The following is an 18166-nucleotide window of genomic DNA, read 5'->3' on the forward strand; positions in this document are numbered from 1 at the left end:
AATCAGCTAACCATCATCACACACTCTGAAATTCCAAACGACAATGCGATGCCAGCTGATTACCACACGCACACACCCCTCTGTATGCATGCAGAGGGAGAACCCGAGCAATACATTGATGCTGCAATAGCGGCTGGTGTGACTGAATATGGGATTTCAGACCATGCTCCAGTGGGTGAAGAGTTTTTCGATGACTGGCGGATGCTTGAATCTCAATTGCCCGAGTACTTTTCCTGGGTAGAACGCGCTAAGGCACACGCTGGAGATAAACTTCCTGTCCGCGTCGGTATGGAATGCGATTGGCTTCCAGGCTGCGAGAGCTGGATTCAAGACCTACGCTCACGATACGACTGGGATTACCTCATTGGCTCCGTGCATTACATCAATGATCAATGGGATTTCGATAACCCAAAATGGGTGGGCTCAAAATGGGCAGAAGCAGATATCGACCAGGTTTGGGAAACCTACTGGAGCACCTACATTGACATGATTGACAGTGGCTTGTTTGATATTTTCGGACATCCCGATCTCATTAAGAAATTTGGTCACAAGCCAGCTGGAGATTTGAGTCGCTTTTACGAACCAGCGATCGATGCGCTCGCCACCTCCGGAGCCATCATCGAGCTCAATACCGCTGGCTGGCACAAACCCTGTGCCGAACAATACCCTCACAGCGAATTCCTAGAACTCGCTCGCGATGGTGGTATAGGTCTCGTTATCTCCTCAGATGCCCACCACCCAGCGGAAGTGGCCCGGGATTTTGAAAAAGCCAAAGCTGTCGCGAAGGCTGCGGGCTACATGGAGACTGTACTCATCGATAAGGGTCAGCGAAGCTACGAAAACCTTTAGCGCTGATCAGCGTATTTCCCTTGCTTGAGCCGGGGATCGCCCTAGCTTCGCGCTATGTTTTTCAAAACCCTTTGTGCTCCGTGCCCACTATTAGTGGGCGGTTTACTTGAGTGATGCTCCTAAGTTTGAGCATGTGCGGTATAAACCACCGACTGAGCTCGATCAGCCGCGGCCTCTTATTATTGCCTGCTCGCCCCTGCGCAGCAATGTGAACCTCTCCACTATTCTTCGTACAGCTGGCTGCTGTGGAGTGACAGAAGTCATCGCCACTGGGAGCGCGAAAGTGAATCCTAAGATCGCTCGAGATGGCGCGGAGAATGTGAAGCTCACGGTAAAACGGAGCTTAGTCCCGGTCTTAAAAAAGTTGAAGCTTGATGGCTATAAGCTCGTCGGACTTGAGCAAACGACGAATTCGAGCAAGCTAGGGACCTACCGCTTCCCACACAAATGTGTCTTAGTGATAGGCTCTGAGCGAGAAGGCTTAGCTCAAGACAGCTTAGACCTGCTCGATGCTGTCGTAGAGATCCCTATCTGGGGGCTTCCCTTCAGCTACAATGTAGCCACAGCCACGAGCATGTGCGTGTTAGAATACTGCATGCAGTACCCTGAGGGGTAGAACGCGCTACTTAGTCGTTATCGACTAACTTAATCGCGTCTTTATCGACAAGATGGATACTAAAGGTATGTGGGTTTTCAACAAGCTTTCCAGTAGCTATTATATTTTGGTTCAGTAGCTTATGCCTGAGTTCTGGGAGTTTTAACTCGGGATAAAACTTGTCTGTGTCCGCTGACATACAGATTGTGCCCTTGCGGGATTTTGCTGAAGTGAATGTAAGGACGTAGAGGTTGCCTTTTGCGATAATGATATCCTTGAGCACACCTTTGAGCAGCACTTCCTCACCAACATGCGCTTTGGCTTTTTTGACATCCTTATATTTAAGGATAACTCCTGTTTCTGGAATATCAGAAGTGTCTACTGAGATCTCGTCTACAGCTTCCTCCTGAGTCTTTTTCTCAGCTTCTTGCTGCGCCACCATCTTAGCTTCTTGCTGGATACTTTGCTGCTTCGCCTTCTGCTTCTTTGAGGCTTCTTTCTTTGCCGTATTACGTGGCTGGCTATCGATGTCCTCCAGCTCATATTCAGAAACCACTTCAAAGCCACCCTCATCATCAGAGCCCTGACTAAATATGTACGCGCCACCAGCTAGCACAAGACATGCTAAGACTGCGATGAGTAACACAGGTGGTTTGCTCTTTGTGGCCACAGGGAGCGAAGTCACCCCTGCTACTGCCGGTGCCGTGTCCTCGGTTTCGTCTGTGGCTAACTCTTCAGAAAGACCAGCAAAAGCAACTGCTTGAGCAACAGGATTTTCTGGTGCCGCTGTTTGGATGATTTGAGCAACCGGCTGTGGCTCAGGAGTCATTGCGATCAGTGCGTCTAAAGCTACTTGTGCGCTGGCATAGCGTTGTTGTGGATCATCGTGAACCATCGCGGCATTCCACGCGCTGAATGCTGGGTCTGCGGCTAAATCCCCCGCTGCTACTTCTAATGTCTTCCCTAAGCAAAACAGATCAGACTGAGCAGAAGCGTGTTCGCGAGCGATCAGCTCAGGAGCCGTGAAACCATCATTCTTAAAATGGTTCACACCATATTTACAGCGCAGTGCTCGGATAGGGTCCCAGGTGATCACCCATGGAGACTTGTGTTCCGCATTGGTGTAGAAAAGTGAATCTGGAGCTAGTTTTGCCTGTAGGACTCCCATCGCATGTAGACTTACAAATCCTTCGAGAACAGACTTTGCTATTTCATAAGTGAGCTCTAGTCCTAGTCCAGTACGCTCATACAGTTGCTCCTTTAGGGAGCTGACTTCGATTTGCTCAAAAATGGTACAAGCCTTGCCATCGCATGGGTCTAGACCACCATCCATGATAGATCTAACACTCGGTATATTCTGTCCGCTAAATTCACTGATGAGTTGGGTGAATTTCTCTGACCACCCATCTACTTTCCCTATCTCAGAAGAATCATCAGTCATATAACGTTTGATCAGGCACTGTTGACCAGATTCCTTCTCAATGGCGCTATAGATCACAAATAACGGAGCTTGCTCCACCATCTCCTCAATCTGGTAATTCTCTTCAATCATGAAATTTTTTCTACAATTCTCCCTGTAGTTTTATGGGGGGCAATAACAACTAACAGATGTCTAGGCGGATAGTTAGCTCCTAGAATAATGACATCAAGAGTAAATGCCATCATCGCCCCATTTACTCACCCTTCAGTAGGGTTAACTTTGCGTTTTATACAACTTTATCCTCGCCATCACGGACCTCACTTTTTATGAGTGAGAGTGATCTCAGCATGTGTCGCTCAGTCATTGTTTTACTACTGTCGCACCCACGTGCGCCCCCCATTCCATTTCACTCTAAACGCGCCACTCTCCGACCATCCTCAACATGCCCGCTCAAAGAAGACTGCTAAAAAATCCGCTCAGGCGAAACCGACCAAATCCTTCGCGGAATCTCTCTTGGAAACCGAGACCAAGCTCCGCGGTTCCGTCGAGTCCTCGGACGTGCGCGTCGCCGACACTGCCAACTACGCCTGGATTCTCTCCAAGGTCTCCAAGGTCTCCGAGCACGGGGTCGTCGGCTTCGTGCTTGTCAACGGCTCCATATCGACCAACACCAAAGGCGAAGGCGCGATCCGTCAGAAGATCGTCGAGAACTACCTCGTCGACTGCATGATCGCTCTTAGTTTGTTCCGGTCATTAATGCGATTCTCTTTCCACCCGTCTCTCAACTAAGCTTTTAGTCGCATACTTATGGACGCCCAGCTAACTACATCAAATCCTGAAGCCCAGAAAGCAGGCGACGTCTCTAAATCAGAAACGACAGGGATAAGTGCGGATGCCGCTATAGGAACACCGGTTGATGATCCCTCAAACATGCAGAAGCGAGACGAGGTTCTCGATAGTATTGGACGAAACGGATTAGTCGTTGTTATCGGTGCGGGCGTCTCGCTTCAATCGGTTGGTCATCCGGGGCAATCAACTGATGTCGCAGGCTGGCCTGGACTTTTGACCCACGGAGTGGAACACTGCTTGAAGCATCAACTTCTCGTTGCTGACGAGGCGAATCTTGTTAGGGAGCAGATCAGGATAGGCACCAACAATGGCAAAACCGACTATCTAATCGAAGCAGCTCAAAGAATTCACGACAGCCTAGATAAGAGAACCAACGGGCGTTATTGGTGGCTTCATGATTCAATCGGTCAACTTACGGTAAAAGAACCCCGTCTGATTCGGGCGATTCAAGGGATGGGAGGCCTAGTCACGACTCTGAATTATGACAGTCTTGTGGAAGATGTCACCGAATGGCGCCCTATTGAATGGCATCAACGGACTGAGGTTACACGCTGTATGCACGACCGAGAGAGGGACGTAGTACTGCACCTCCACGGATTTTGGAAAAACCCCGATTCAATTATTCTGGATCGACTATCGTATGAAAAAATTAGCGTTCACGAGGATACCCGCGATCTCCTTCGCGACTTTTCTCGGAACTACACACTTCTTTTTGTTGGGTGTGGCGACACTTTCTTCGACCCGAATTTCCAGACATTACTTCGTTGGGCGAGAGATGCGCTTCAGGGAGTTCAACATAGGCACTATATTTTGTGTAGGCAGTCAGATGAGCCGGGGCTCTTCAACTCACTTCAGGAACATGGTTATCTGGACACCCTAGTCTACGGAGACAGCTATGATTCCCTCAGTCCTTTTTTAGAAGAAATTGGAAAAGAGAGTGGAACATCGTCTGAAGCAACCAATCCTCCGCTTGTCCCAGTCACAGGATTGAAAGCTGACTCAATTTCAAAACCACTAAAGCCCTTCGATATATGGAAACTCCAAACGCAACGCTGACACCTTCCCTGATGCAGGAAGTTTTCCTTCTCAAGCGTGATCAGGCAGTCGAAAAAGTGAATGCCGTGTTTGACGGAAAAACGAGAGAGTTATGTATTCGTACTCGATATCCGAAAGAGGTTGCCGGATTCATATCGGCCTGTCTTGCCCAGCGTGGTGAACTCGAAACGGGAGCCGGTCCACGCTGCTCATTCGTTAGTGATAAATCAACTTGGCACTCTCTTTGCTCACCTGAGAGTGTCACAAACCAGATCCTCATAGCCGATCCAGAACTCGACTTTGATTCTGCCCGCAGTGAGCTGCTGCCGCATGCTCGGCAACGTGGCCATGCTGTCATCTTCAGTCTTGCTAACCCTCGTCCAGATACTACGGAGGTGGTTACACTCAATGAGCCACAGCAGTTTGATGTTCTAGAGCTTCTAAAAAAGCATGAATATCCCGCAGGTAAGGCGGAGCAACTTGCCCAACAGAGCAATGGGAATATCCACATATTGACTCGGCTTTTAACTGGAACCAATGACCGTCCGGAGTGGGCAAAGGGAGACTTAGGTTACCATTTGCGTTGTCTGGCGCTTTTAGGCGGTTGGAGCGATTCATCGGAACATGACCGATCAGCTCTCACTGAAATCATCGGCGAGCATTATGAGATTTGGGTTCAGCGGGTCTATCCGCTCACCAGGAATGATGAACCACCAATCTTGTTGGATGGAAATTTGTTCCGACCTGTTTCCCGTTACGAGTCTTGGCAACAATTGGGTCATTTTCTGACCGACGGAGACCTTCGTCGGTTTCAAACAGCGTGTGAACATCTGCTTGCGGATATTTCACCTGAACTCGAACTTCCAGCGGACGAACGTCATCTTGCAGGTTTCAAAACCAACCGAGAAACCCATTCAGCAGCGCTCCGCAAAGGTATCGCAGAATCTCTCGCCTTGCTAGGCGGACAAGGAAGTAAACTTTCCTGTAGTCCCAATCTCGCAAGGACAGTTGCTGACAATGTCGTATTTTCGTTATTCAAGGAGGCAGATTGGCAACGCTGGGCTAGTTTGGGTTCGATCATGCCACAATTGGCCGAAGCTGCTCCAACTGTATTTCTCGATGCCGTCGACGAAGCTTTAAAAGATTTAGAATCGAGTCCTCTGAAGGAGCTATTCGCTATTTACGAGGGTTCGATTTTCGGGCGGAACTATCACTGCGGATTGCTATGGGCACTTGAAGTGCTTGCTTGGAATGCGGATCACTTGAGTCGTGTTTCCGTCGCACTAGCTAAGCTTTGTCAATTCGATCTGCCCCAGAATTCAGGAAATAATCCAGCGGCAACATTGCGAAGCATGTTTTTGACATGGTTGCCGCAAACACTGGCTAGTGTGGATGCGCGTCGTGCCGCGGTGGAGCGAGTAATTCAAGAAAACGTAGAATGCGGTTGGGATCTTCTGCTTGGAGTCTTGCCGGATAGTCACCAAGTTGGAAGCCACAATCAAAAGCCGGCGTGGAGAGATTGGTTTCCCAGTGACTGGTCCGAAGGAACTACCCGTTCAGTAATGCATAAGCAGGTTCAAAACTATACGAACTTAGCAGTTAACATTGCAATGGGTGATCTTGATAAACTCACCGAATTGATTTCTCGCTGGGATCACCTGCCTCGGGAGATTTTCCAGAAAGTGTTGGATCATTTGGAGACGCCGGAAGCTCTGAGACGTCCGAATGAGGAGCGCTTTAAACTGTGGGAGAAACTTACTGAACAAATCGATCGTCACCGCAAATATGCGGAATCCGACTGGGCGATGCCAGAGGAGGAAATCGTAAGATTAGAGAAAGCTGCACTGGCTATCAAGCCGACTGATCCTGCAATAATTCATCAAAGGATCTTCAATTCGTATGCTCATGAATTCTATGTAACGGATAATTACGCGGAGGAAGAAAAGGCACTCGCTAAGAGACGTGAAGATGCTGTGACTGAAGTGCTGGAGAAATATGACCCACAGCGAGTAATAGAATTGGCTAGAGTGGTAAATTTTCCTGTTGAAGTAGGTAGTGCCTTAGGACGAATCGGCACCGAGAATTTGGATCGATTTCTTCTGCCGAAATACCTACAGAACACCGACAAGCCTGTGGTGGAGCTCGTGCGTGGCTATTTATGGGCACGATACCAGAATGTTCCTGGAGATTGGGTCACAGGCTTAGATCTAAATACTTGGACTTTAAAGCAGAGAGGCTTATTCTTGTCGTATCTTCCTTTCACTGCTGATGTCTGGCGCTTAGCCGAGCTATTTCTCGGTGATAAGTTGTCAGAGTATTGGAGTCGGATTTGGCCTAATGTTTTTCAGGTGAAGGGTAATTTTATTGAGGCAGCTGAAAAGTCTCTTGAAAATGATCGACCAGAAATCGCCATTGATTGCATAAACGCCCTCAAGCATGAGAATAAGGAGATTCCTACCGGCTTAGCGACTCGGGCAGTAAAACAGCTTTTGACCGATGAACGGGCTGTTGGAAACTTCGATCAACACCACTTGCTCGAAGTTATTAAACATCTTCAATCTGCAAATGATGTGGATGCTGACGATATGACCTGGATAGAATTTCAATGCCTTAAGCTGCTAGATCGGTTCTCGGGCGGGAGTCCAGTGTTTTTGGAGCGCAATTTGGCAACGGAACCTCTATTTTTTCATGATGTCGTTAAAACTTGCTTTCGTTCGGAGAAAGATCGCGACAAGTCGCCGGAAGTGGACGAACAAACGAAGATTATGGCGGAACAGGCATACCGACTGTTACATAACTGGCACACTCCGCCAGGCACGACATTGGAGCAAACTATTGACGAACCCGCCTTTATTAAGTGGATTGAAAAATCTCGAGATCTTTGCGAAGAATCGGGACATTGGACAATAGCTCAGCAGATGATTGGGCACAGTTTGAAATATTCTCCTGCTGGTTTAGAGGGTATATTGAAGTACCCAGCAGTGGCGAATTGCTTGGATGCCTCCGAACACGAGCATATGCGCAGAGGTTTAACTACAGAACTGTTCAACAGCCGCGGAGTCCATGGTTTTAGCGGTGGGAAAGCGGAGTTGGAGTTAGCTGAAAACTATCGCTCGCGTGCCGATCAGTATGATTTGGCCAAATTTACGCGCATTGCAACGAGCCTTCGTGGTCTGGCTGAAGGTTTTGAACGCGATGCGGAGCGCGAAACTAAACGAGACCCATATAGAGACTGATTCTGAATAAGATAGTCTTGCCGGAATTCGACGCCTCGAGGGCTTCGGTCCGTGAAATGCGCTGTTGGTTTCAGGAAATCGACGGTGGATGCGCACGTATAGGGGCCAGGCAATATTTCTTGCTAGAAAGCCAGTATGCAGTGAATTGTTCGTCCGTTGGTCAGGGCAAGGACGAGCGCAAGAAGTTCGATATCCAGTTTAAAAAGGCGGAGTCCAATTTCAAGATCGCCATCGTGGTGGGGATTGAAGTTTGAAATTAGACGTAAGAAATCAGGAAATTAGAACTGATACGAGTAAGTGGAAGCCTCAGGAAATTTCCGGTGCGGGTGGTGATGCTCGAGTGCCGAGGACGCTTGCCAATCAGCTAGATTGGTAGGTGCCAATCTAGAGGAGGCCAGAGTCGCGCGGAGAGCTTTAAGAAAAATAGGCGATATTAGGTGGAGTTTTGGCGTGTGTGCGATTAAGCCCCCTCCCCTCTACCATCCGCTGCTCTCGACTTGTCATTTTCCGACCAGGTTTTGGTCAAAGTCGTCGAAGAAGCGTGAGGGTGTTTGCATGTACTCGCCGGTGTCGTTTATTCGATTTATCGTCGGATATGTGAGGTAGTAGAGCTCGCCCTTAGCCTGAGTGAGGGTGACTTAACCAAACCTAAGTAGGCGTTACCTTCTCTACTGGATTTGTATAATATAACTCATCATTACCTCCAAAATATCATCATAATTCAAACTATAGTTTATATTTAACATATTAATGTAATTCATGGATACACGTAAAACGTTTCATATTGAATCGAGCTCAATATATTGACTTTCAGAAGATTACGAAACATCACCACCCAAGAAACGCACTCTTTTAAACCTATGTAATTAAGAGTGATATATATCTACCCCCAAGAATTAATGTCTAAAACCGCACTATTTTCAGATATCCACGCGAACCTGAATGCTCTCGAAGCAGTCATTAACGATGCAAAAAGCCAAGGTGTACAAAATTTCGCATGCTTAGGAGATGTTGTAGGTTACGGCCCCAATCCTATTGACTGCATAGCAGCAGTACAGGCCATCGACTGTGTTTGCGTAAAAGGCAACCATGATGAGGATGCATCAAATGATAGAGTGCTTGATAATTTAAATGACCAAGCTCGTGCTTCTCTAGAGTGGACAAGAAGCATGCTAAGTGAGTCACAAAAATCTTGGCTGGCAAACCTTCCATACAAAAGAAGACTGGGAAGAAACATGCTGGTACATGCGGCTCTAGAAAACCCTGGGGAATGGGAATATCTCCGAAACAGCTTCGACGCTGAAATAGCGATGCTCACGCAGCCAACGCCTATTTGCTTCTTCGGACACACGCATAAGCCGGTCACCTACACCCAAAAAGGGAAGAGTGTCTCCGTGCTAACCGAGCAGGAAATAGAGCTCCACCCTGATCAGAAATACCTTATTAATGTTGGGTCTGTCGGCCAACCAAGAGACGGAATTCCAGAGGCTAGCTATGTAGTCTTCGATCGTGAAAAAAGAACAATTAACTTCAGAAGGGTCAAATATGACATCCACTCTGTGGTCCAGCAAATAACAGAATCAGGCTTACCTCTCAGCTTAGGCGATCGCCTAATTTCTGCAGCATAATTTATCAATATCATCATGTCTAATTTAACCCATTTTCAAGTTCAGCGCGGATCAGTCGTAAGCGATTGCATGCCAGAAACATATGAATTCATCAGTCAAAACCTTGACTATTTTTATAGTGCTCTCCAGCCACTCAAGAATGCTTTAGCAGAAGACGGCCCTATCACATTCATCTCACACGAATCTCAATGGTCTTTCGCTGTATCTGTAGAGAAATCTGAATTAGGGAGAGTCGCTTCTGGTAGCGGTGTCATCTCTGAGGGTGGTGCATGTCCATATGACGATCTCAGTGAGGCTATTTCCTAAGTACTTGATTCAACACACAAACACTAAATCATATGTATCAGGAACTCATCGAGCTGCTCTATGAAAATGAAGCCGTTGAAGCCGTGGCTCTTTTCACCGATCAAGGCCATTTAATAGAAAACCAGCTCGCTATTAGCGAAAGTACGATCACTCAAGTCTGTGCATCCTTAGTAACCATCAAAAATGGTTTGGCTGGATCCAACAGAGAGATGAAAGGTTTTCTCGTTAAAACCCAGAAATACACCCTGCAAGCGTACGTGCACAGTGACTTACTTATCCTACTCCAAGTAAGCTCGAATTTCTCCATTAATAAAACGTACCATAATATTCAGTCGCAACTTGGTCAAAAAACTTATTCACCCGCTAGTGGTGATGCCCAAGCCGTCTCTAGCAATACTCAGACCGAAGTCGCGCAGAGTGAGCAAGCTGAATACTCCGTGGAATGGGATGATTTTAGACAGAAGCTAGCCACACTGATCAAACGCATAGCCCCAAGTGGTGTAGCTAATAAAATGATCGATACTTCAATGAAAGAAGCTGGTTACGCAGATTCCCCCATTAGCCTGCCTTTTGAAAATGCAGTCGCTATCGGTCAGTCTGTAGTCGCAAAAATACCTAATGCGAGTCGAAGGAAACTTATTGATCAAGAATTTCAAGTCTTAGCAGAACAATTTGCGCAGCAATAGCCTTTCACCTCACAACATTCAATTTCGATTCTACTCTCTACTCTAATGAAAAAACAGACACTACTTACCACCCTATTACTTTGGTGCTTATTTTACTCTTCAGCTTACTCACAAGAAGTGGGGGCTGCTGCCCTCGATAAATCCGATAATGTGTTCATTCTTATATGCGCAGCTATGGTATTCCTAATGCAGGCTGGATTCTGCCTGCTAGAGATGGGTTTCTCTCGCGCTAAAAATGCCATCAACATTGTCATGAAAAATGCCTGTGACATGTCTGTGGGCTCTATAGGGTTTTTCCTCGTAGGTTTCAGTCTCATGTTTGGCTGGTCACAGGGTGGCATTGTTGGCCTAGGAAATTTTGGGTTTAGCTCTGACTTTCTAGGATCAAATGCCATTTGGATTTTCTTCTTATTCCAAGTGATGTTCGCAGCAACGACTGTAACCATTTCCTCCGGCGCAATGGCTGAACGCACCTATTTCCCAGGTTACCTTGTTTATGCAGCGATTGCCTGTACCTTCATTTATCCTATACTTGGTCATTGGGTTTGGGGTGGCGCTAGTACTCCTTTCGGCTTTGGTGGCGGAAAAGGATGGCTCAGCGCATTGGGCTTTCATGACTTTGCAGGATCCACAGTGGTTCACGCAGTAGGTGGCGCATTCGCACTTGCGGGCATCATCGTTATTGGGCCACGTCGTGGACGTTTCTTAGACGACGGCAGTGAAAAGATTTTCGCTGGGCACAATATCCCACTTGGCTCATTAGGCATGTTCTTGCTCTTCTTTGGCTGGTTTGGATTCAACTGTGGGTCAAATTTATCTGCTGGCGCAGAAATAGGAAGAATAGGCGTGAACACACTTCTGGCAGGAAGCGGCGGCTTAGTAGCTGGCTTGGTATTTCATTGGATATTCAAAGGCTGGGCTGACCCTGAATCTGCCATTAACGGTGCTTTAGGTGGCTTAGTAGGCATCACTGCTTGTTGTGACGTAGTAGCTCCATGGGCATCTATTCTGATCGGTCTCATCAGTGGTTTTATCACCGTGATTGGCGGCAAGTACCTCCTACGTGCTAAACTAGATGACGCTGTGGGAGCTATACCTGTTCACCTGTTTTGTGGAATATTTGGCACACTTTGTGTCAGTATTTTCAATGAATCAGCCCCTTTCTCAAACTTCGGGATCCAAGCTTTAGGAGCTTTTGTAGTCCCAGTTAGTGCTTTTGCATTCAGTTGGTTTGTCTTCTATCTCATCAATAAAACGATCGGTCTACGAGCTTCAGATGAAGCGCAAGAACAGGGTCTAGACTTTGCTGAGCACTCTGCAACAGCTTACCCAGACTTTGCATCTAATGATGATGAATAGTAGTTCACGATGACCGCGAACTACTCTATCACAGATATTCTATTCGTTCTTATTGAGTTTTACTTACAGCATCTACCAAGCATTAAATCTATTTGTACGTTGCTGAATAGGCTGTGGTAACTCTATCAAGAAATCTACCAACCGCTGCTCTCGACTTGCCATTCTTCGACCAGGTTTTGGTCGAAGTCGTCGAAGAAGCGTGAGGGCGTCTGCATGTACTCGCCGGTGTAGCTTCTAGGGTTAGTCGTCGGGTATGTGAGGTAGAGCTCGTCCTTCGCGCGAGTGAGGGCGACGTAGAATAAACGGCGTTCTTCCTCTAACTGCACATTATCGTCAGTTTCAAGTATTCGCTTGTTTGGGAACATACCATCGGCGAGCCAGACGAGGAAAACGACTTTCCACTCGAGCCCTTTGGCTTGGTGGATCGAGCTGAGAGTGACCGCGTCTTCGTTCTTTTCCTCTTTCTTAGATTTCGGGTCACCATCGGCAGTGCTCATGAGGGAGAGCTGAGCGAGGAACTCATTTATATCAGTGTAGCCCTGCGCGTACTGCATGAGCTGCTGGACGTCTTGCTTACGCTGCTCGTAGTTATCGAAGCTCTCGCGCATGTAGTCATCGTAAACCCCTTCGGTGATACTGAGGATCATTTCTGAGGGCGCTTGGTAGCCATCGCGGGTGACGAGTTCATCGAGCGTGTAACAAAGCTGTTCCCAGTGTGCTGCCGCCTTTTTAGGAACTTTGAAGTCACTGAGGTATTCAGAAAATGCGAGTGGTGGGTCTTCGTGCTGGCTGACCGGGCATGCGAGCCAAGCCTTCCAGAGGTTGTCCGCACTCTTGGGGCCGATCCCTGGCAGCATCCCGGCCATACGCTTGAAAGAAATCTCGTCTTTCCGATTCACTGCGAAACGGATGAACGCGGAAACGTCTTTGATGTGTGCTTGCTCAAAGAAGCGGAGCCCGGAAGTGATCTGAAATGGAATGTCGCGTGAGGTCAGCTCCATTTGGATTTCCATGCTCTGGTAGTGTGCACGGTAGAGTACGGCGATCTCGCTTGGTTCCATTCCCTCGCTCACGAGGTCTTGAATCCGCTGTGTGACAAAGTCTGCCTGAGCTCGTGGGTCACTGAGTGGAATCACGGCGGGCACCATGCTGCCTTTTCCGCGGGAAGCGCGCAGCTCCTTAGGGATCTGGCTTTCGTTGGCTTTGATAGCCGCATTTGAGAGTTCTAAGATCTCTGGGCAGCTGCGGTAGTTGGTCTCGATCTTGTAGACCTTGGCATCTGGGTAGCGCGTGTGGAAGCTGAGGATATTATTCATATCCGCACCACGCCACGAGTAGATCGACTGCGCATCGTCCCCCACTACCATTAGGCTATTTTTAGGTCCAACAAGGATGTCAATGAGTTCACACTGGATGCTGTTAGTGTCCTGGTACTCGTCTACTAACACATAGCGGAACTTGCGCTGATAGAGCTCGCGCAGGTCTTCGTCTTTCTTGAGCAGCTTGAGCGCCAATATCAAGAGATCGTCGAAGTCCATGCAATTGGTATCGAGCTTCTTCTTCACGTAGGCACGTTTGAGTTGCTTGATCTCCTGTTCCCATTCTTTGAAGTAGGAATAGGATTCTTGGATGATCTCCTCCACTGAGTTCTTCGTGTTCTCTGAGAGACTGAAAATAGAGAGCAGAACGTCAGGCTTAGGGAAGCGGCGGTTCTTGGTGTCTATCTTTGCCTCAGCGATGAGCGCCCTGAGAATCGATTTTTGATCGTCGGTGTCGAGGATGGAAAAGTTGCGCGTGAAACCTAGTTCATCAGCGTGTCGGCGCAGCATGCGATTACAGATCGAGTGGAAAGTGCCACCCCACAGCTCACTGGTGTCGTGAGGGATGAGATCGGTCACTCGCTCGAGCATCTCGCGGGACGCCTTGTTGGTGAAAGTGAGAAGTAGGATGTTTTTAGCGGCGACTTCTTTATCTAGCAGAAAGGCCACGCGGTAGGTTAAGGCGCGTGTTTTCCCACTACCAGCACCAGCGATCACTAATGCGTGGCCAGGAGGTGAAGTGACGGCAGCATATTGCTGGTCATTGAGCTCTGCTCGGTAATCGATACCTGAGCTCGTTCCTTCGCTCTGCCTAGAGTTGAGTTTGTATTCGCGCGCCATCTGCTCTTACTCTGTAGCTTGCTTGATGGACTTCAAGTATTTCGAGTGCTCATCTTCAAAGAGTTCTTTCCCCTCAAGTGCGTAGGCCTTGGATAAGAGTTCAAGTGCAAGCTCATTTTGCTCGAGCTCGAGTGCACATTGGCCACGGCGAAGGCAGAGATACGCATTTTCAAATGAAGTCTCATCACGCTCGAAGACTTCATCGAGATGCACCATTGCCTCGGCAAACTCGTCTTGTTCGAAATGGTTGTCACCGATGTTAGAAAGCAACCAGATGTAGGCTTTCCACTCTTCTTTAGGAGATGGAAGCAAGTCATGGACTTTCAGTAGGTCACGGTTAGATGCGTGGTAGCGTTCTTCTTCTTGCGCTTCGAGAGCTTTATTACAGAGCTCTACGACTTGTTCTTTTAGTTCTGGTTCTAGATCCTTCATAATAAAAATTTAGTGTGCTCCGAGGTTCGCGCCAACTGCTATTTGGCCACCTACAAGAAAATCTTTTGCGGGCATGCGGCGCTTCCCATCGGGCTGCAATTCTGTAATGTGCAATCCACCTTTCAAGCATGCAACTGTTAAGCCGTTTTCGGTACTCACGACTGTGCCGGCTTCAGCGGAAACATCCTGCAGCACTTCGCATTGTGGGAAGACTTTGAGCCTTTTCTGATTGCCCTTAGTATCTGTAAAGGTGGTAAACGTCCCCGGCCAAGGATCGTAGGCGCGAATTCTGCGCTCGATGATTTCAGCTGGCTGGTTCCAGTCGATTTCTCCATCATTACGCATCAGCTTCGGAGCGTAGTTTGAGAGAGCGTCATCTTGAGGTGTGCGTGTCGCAGTGCCGTCGCAGAGCATTCCTAGAGCTTTGAGTAGGCATTGAGCTCCATCATCCATTAAGAGATCATGCAGTACACCCCCTGTGACGTCTGGTGTCAGCTTGAATGGCTTGCTCAGGATCACATCCCCTTCATCCAGTCCTTCTGTGACGTGCATCACAGTCATTCCGGAATCTGCGTCGCCTTGGTCAATCGCTGCTTGGATACATGAAGCGCCACGGTGCTTCGGGAGCAGGCTGGCATGTAGATTGATGATGGCAACCTTAGGAATTTCTAGCAACGCCTTTGGCAGGATCTGCCCATAAGCCATTACTACGATGATGTCTGGATTTAGGTCTCGGAGGATTTGTAGCTCTTCTTCAGCTTTAACTCTGATCGGCTGAAGCACCGGAATGTTCGCTTGCTCAGCGACTGTCTTGATACGCGGAGGAGTGAGCACCTGTTTACGCCCTACTGGCTTGTCAGGCTGGGTGATCAGCGCGACGGTTTCGTAAGTAGAGTCGGCGATAAGTGCTTCGAATGCTGGGATGGCAATATCCCCTGTTGCCATATAGACAATGCGTTTACTGGACATAAATAAAGTGATGAATGACTCGTTCTACCACGGATTTCACGAATAGCACGAATGATTAGAGAGCGAGCGCTAAAAGATAGCGAGTGCTCTAAATAGAGGACGCAAATGCGCCATGGAAGATGGGATGAACGAGAGTGTCGTAGCAATAAAAAAGAGCTGCCGTGGCAGCCCTTTTTTTTAAGAAATTTAAAGGTCAGCTTAGATAGAAACCTTATTCATTTCCTCGTAGAAAGGAAGTGAGACGATCTTACTGATGATGTCATGCATGACCTTGATCGGCTGCTGAGTGGCATCGATGTCAGTGCGGATAGCATCTGGATAGAACTCGAGAATTGGCTTAGTTTCCGCTTCATAGGTGCGGATACGGTCTTCGATTACTGTCTCAGAAGCGTCGTCGATACGGTTCTCACGAAGAGCGCGCTTCTGCATGCGGCGAGCGAGCTCGCTGCGGTCTGGGCATGAGAGATGGAAAATGTGATGCACCTCGATGTAGTCACTAAGGATTTCAGCCTGCTTTACATTGCGTGGAATGCCATCGAGAATGAGGATATCTGTCTCAGGGAAGTAGACATTGCCTTCCTTCCAGTTCTCGATTTGAGCTTCCCAGAGCTGGATCGTAAGCTCGTCCGGAACGAGTTGTCCCTTGCTAGAGTATTCTACAAATTTTTTCCCGAGCTCAGTGCGCGTGTCGAGTGAACGAAAGACGTCGCCACAGGCGCAGTGGAAGAAACGAGGAACCATGCCCAGCGCTTTACCTTGGGTACCTTTTCCTGATCCTGGTGCACCAAGGATGAGGATTGCCGGGCGTTTACTATTGCTCTCATTTGCCATAGGAGCGGGATGCTAGGGATTGTCCCTTCTAGAGCAAGCCGAATTCTTGTTAATTGTGACACCCTTGACAGAATCTAGCAGTAAGTCTGGTTAACACTTAAAATTACTCTTGCCCTTCAATGGCGAAACTCCAATTTTACAGCTGAATGGATTCACACTTTTCACTCTCGCAATTCCGCAGCTTACAAAAAAATTGGGAGCTCCATTATTTCATTGAAACAGATTCGACCAATGAGCAGGCGAAGAAGCTCGTTCTCTCTAACCCACCTACGGAGCCATGTGTGTTTTTAGCAGAACAACAGCTTAATGGACGTGGCAGACGTGAAAACACCTGGACCAGTGCCTACGGCCAAGACTTGCTATTCACCGCCGTGATAGAGACTGGTTTAGCGCTTTCTGATGCGCATAAAGTAGCCACTAGTTCAGCCCTAGCAGTCGCGCATGCACTCGCGACTTATGGACTACAGCCACAAGTGAAATTCCCTAACGACATCTACCTCAGTAACTCCAAGGTGGCGGGTATCCTTATCGAGCAACTCCAGTCGTACACGCTTATTGGAATAGGGATCAATGTGAATTCTATACCGAGCATAGATACCGCCACTTCCCTCTTTACGCAGCTTGAAAAAACCATTTCTCGAGAAGAATTACTCGCTGCTATTTTGAATCAGCTGATTCAGAAAATCAGTCTCTGCCAAGATCACTATCAACGCATCAGAGCAGAGATCGAGCCTCTCGATCTATTTTACGATCAGCGGGTTCAATACATAAAAGACTCACAATCCTTTCAGGGAATAGGCAGAGGTCTGAGCAAAAATGGCTACCTACTTATCGATCACGGGAGTGGTCCGGAAGAGGTACATACAGGCCATAGCTTTAGATTGATCCCCTAGGCCGTTGAGCATATTAAAAGGGATATGCTAGAGTAGCGTACCACTTGTCCATAGTGCCTAGATCCAGAAATAAGAGTTTGCTCTGAGAGCTCCAGATTTATCAGGAGGAGAGCTCTCTGCAACCGGTAAACTTACTTCGCTGCGTCTTCTTGCTTCAGCGCCTTAGTGATTTCTGCCGCAACCTGAGCCGCCATTTTTTCAGATCCAGCTTTGGCAAAATGGACGTCCCCCGGCTTACTGAATGAGGAAGCATCCATACTCGCTGTGAGCGCGTATAGATCATCAATAGCAATTCCGTGATTATCCATTACTTGCTTAGCAGCAGCATTATACCTCAAGTCGTCTCCCACGAATCTTCCTGCTTCATCTTCAGGGACTTTCGTGGTGCTAGCCCAGATCAGAGTCGCTCCAGTTTTCTCTAAGCGCTCAACTAACTGCTCTAAGTTCTGTTGATACTTTTCTATCGGAACTGACACAGAGCCATTGACTTTGTCACGCTTACCATAGGTCTTCGCCTCAGGGTGTCTGAAGCATAAGTCGTGGAGTCCCCAGTTGAAGTGGATCACGTCCCACTTCTTATCACCAAGCCATTTATTGAGATCCTTCAAACCCCTCTCCGTGTCTCCGCAGTTCACTCTAGCCTTGTTAGTCGGACGGCTGACATTCGCCACACCATCGAGTAATTCAATCACTGCTGGCGTATAGCCGATTGAGATAGAATCACCGAGTAAAAGAACATTCGGTAGGTTTACATCCTCCTTTTTATTTTCCTGAATAGAATCAAGGTCTTCTTTAGGCGTGTAAAACTCGCTACTCGCGATGAGTGAGGATAATAAAAAGAGTGGGATTGTAAGGAACTTTCGGAAAGTTTTCATAGGTTTAGAGTGGTTAGTTTACCCTGCAGTATTGCCTAGTAGTC

At 47.9% G+C, this 18166-nt stretch carries 16 protein-coding genes and 1 pseudogene; 11 read left to right on the forward strand and 6 right to left on the reverse strand.

The window, feature by feature from the left end; translation table 11 throughout:
* The first annotated feature begins 48 nt into the window (after window positions 1–48).
* Together ACSHX2_RS10245 and ACSHX2_RS10250 are read left to right on the forward strand one after the other, a co-directional pair.
* Window positions 49–849, forward strand: coding sequence for a histidinol-phosphatase (locus ACSHX2_RS10245; RefSeq protein ID WP_435692851.1), 801 nt, complete (start codon window positions 49–51; stop codon window positions 847–849).
* A gap of 133 nt (window positions 850–982) precedes the next feature.
* The gene (locus ACSHX2_RS10250; protein WP_435692852.1) at window positions 983–1465 is read left to right on the forward strand and encodes a TrmH family RNA methyltransferase; all 483 of its coding nucleotides are present in this window, start codon (window positions 983–985) and stop codon (window positions 1463–1465) included.
* A gap of 10 nt (window positions 1466–1475) precedes the next feature.
* Here the strand turns inward: ACSHX2_RS10250 and ACSHX2_RS10255 are convergent, their stop codons facing one another.
* The gene (locus tag ACSHX2_RS10255; protein WP_435692853.1) at window positions 1476–2996 is read right to left on the reverse strand and encodes a hypothetical protein; all 1521 of its coding nucleotides are present in this window, start codon (window positions 2994–2996) and stop codon (window positions 1476–1478) included.
* 423 nt (window positions 2997–3419) lie between these two features.
* Between ACSHX2_RS10255 and ACSHX2_RS10260 the strand changes: the two are divergent.
* The 8 genes and pseudogenes from ACSHX2_RS10260 to ACSHX2_RS10295 all read left to right on the forward strand — a co-directional run.
* Window positions 3420–3602, forward strand: a pseudogene (locus tag ACSHX2_RS10260) (N-6 DNA methylase); the annotation flags it as partial.
* A 69-nt stretch (window positions 3603–3671) separates the two neighbouring features.
* Window positions 3672–4769 carry an SIR2 family NAD-dependent protein deacylase gene (locus tag ACSHX2_RS10265; RefSeq protein WP_435692854.1) on the forward strand — a complete coding sequence of 366 codons (1098 nt, stop codon included), beginning with the start codon at window positions 3672–3674 and terminating at the stop codon, window positions 4767–4769.
* Entirely contained in the window at window positions 4745–7984 is a 3240-nt protein-coding gene (locus ACSHX2_RS10270) for a hypothetical protein (protein ID WP_435692855.1), read from the forward strand. Before ACSHX2_RS10265 ends, ACSHX2_RS10270 begins: the two co-directional genes overlap by 25 nt.
* A 56-nt stretch (window positions 7985–8040) precedes the next feature.
* Window positions 8041–8238, forward strand: a complete 198-nt coding sequence (locus tag ACSHX2_RS10275) for a hypothetical protein (protein ID WP_435692856.1) — start codon at window positions 8041–8043, stop codon at window positions 8236–8238.
* 645 nt (window positions 8239–8883) lie between these two features.
* On the forward strand, window positions 8884–9612 hold the full coding sequence (locus tag ACSHX2_RS10280; RefSeq protein ID WP_435692857.1) for a metallophosphoesterase family protein: 729 nt from the start codon (window positions 8884–8886) through the stop codon (window positions 9610–9612).
* Between the two features lie 69 nt (window positions 9613–9681).
* Window positions 9682–9918: a hypothetical protein gene (locus ACSHX2_RS10285; RefSeq protein ID WP_435692858.1), complete on the forward strand. Its 237-nt coding sequence runs from the start codon at window positions 9682–9684 to the stop codon at window positions 9916–9918.
* Between the two features lie 32 nt (window positions 9919–9950).
* On the forward strand, window positions 9951–10604 hold the full coding sequence (locus ACSHX2_RS10290) for a hypothetical protein (RefSeq protein WP_435692859.1): 654 nt from the start codon (window positions 9951–9953) through the stop codon (window positions 10602–10604).
* A 45-nt stretch (window positions 10605–10649) separates the two neighbouring features.
* Window positions 10650–11963 (forward strand): ammonium transporter, encoded by a 1314-nt coding sequence (locus tag ACSHX2_RS10295; RefSeq protein WP_435692860.1) that lies wholly within the window; start codon window positions 10650–10652, stop codon window positions 11961–11963.
* Window positions 11964–12097: 134 nt separating this feature from the next.
* On the opposite strand, the gene ACSHX2_RS10300 is transcribed toward ACSHX2_RS10295, so the two are convergent.
* From ACSHX2_RS10300 to ACSHX2_RS10315, 4 genes are all read right to left on the reverse strand, one after another.
* Complete coding sequence (locus ACSHX2_RS10300; protein ID WP_435692861.1) at window positions 12098–14122, reverse strand: ATP-dependent helicase; 2025 nt, start codon at window positions 14120–14122, stop codon at window positions 12098–12100.
* 6 nt (window positions 14123–14128) lie between these two features.
* Window positions 14129–14554, reverse strand: a complete 426-nt coding sequence (locus ACSHX2_RS10305; RefSeq protein WP_435692862.1) for a hypothetical protein — start codon at window positions 14552–14554, stop codon at window positions 14129–14131.
* Window positions 14555–14563: 9 nt separating this feature from the next.
* Window positions 14564–15523, reverse strand: coding sequence for a methionyl-tRNA formyltransferase (gene fmt, locus ACSHX2_RS10310; RefSeq protein WP_435692863.1), 960 nt, complete (start codon window positions 15521–15523; stop codon window positions 14564–14566).
* A gap of 198 nt (window positions 15524–15721) precedes the next feature.
* Window positions 15722–16354: an adenylate kinase family protein gene (locus tag ACSHX2_RS10315; protein ID WP_435692864.1), complete on the reverse strand. Its 633-nt coding sequence runs from the start codon at window positions 16352–16354 to the stop codon at window positions 15722–15724.
* Window positions 16355–16500: 146 nt separating this feature from the next.
* Between ACSHX2_RS10315 and ACSHX2_RS10320 the strand changes: the two genes are divergently transcribed.
* On the forward strand, window positions 16501–17247 hold the full coding sequence (locus ACSHX2_RS10320; RefSeq protein WP_435692865.1) for a biotin--[acetyl-CoA-carboxylase] ligase: 747 nt from the start codon (window positions 16501–16503) through the stop codon (window positions 17245–17247).
* Between the two features lie 131 nt (window positions 17248–17378).
* On the opposite strand, the gene ACSHX2_RS10325 is transcribed toward ACSHX2_RS10320, so the two are convergent.
* Window positions 17379–18122: an SGNH/GDSL hydrolase family protein gene (locus ACSHX2_RS10325; protein WP_435692866.1), complete on the reverse strand. Its 744-nt coding sequence runs from the start codon at window positions 18120–18122 to the stop codon at window positions 17379–17381.
* Window positions 18123–18166: the final 44 nt, after the last annotated feature.

It is taken from the genome of Rubritalea sp., from assembly GCF_051252225.1.
GTDB lineage: Bacteria > Verrucomicrobiota > Verrucomicrobiia > Verrucomicrobiales > Akkermansiaceae > Rubritalea.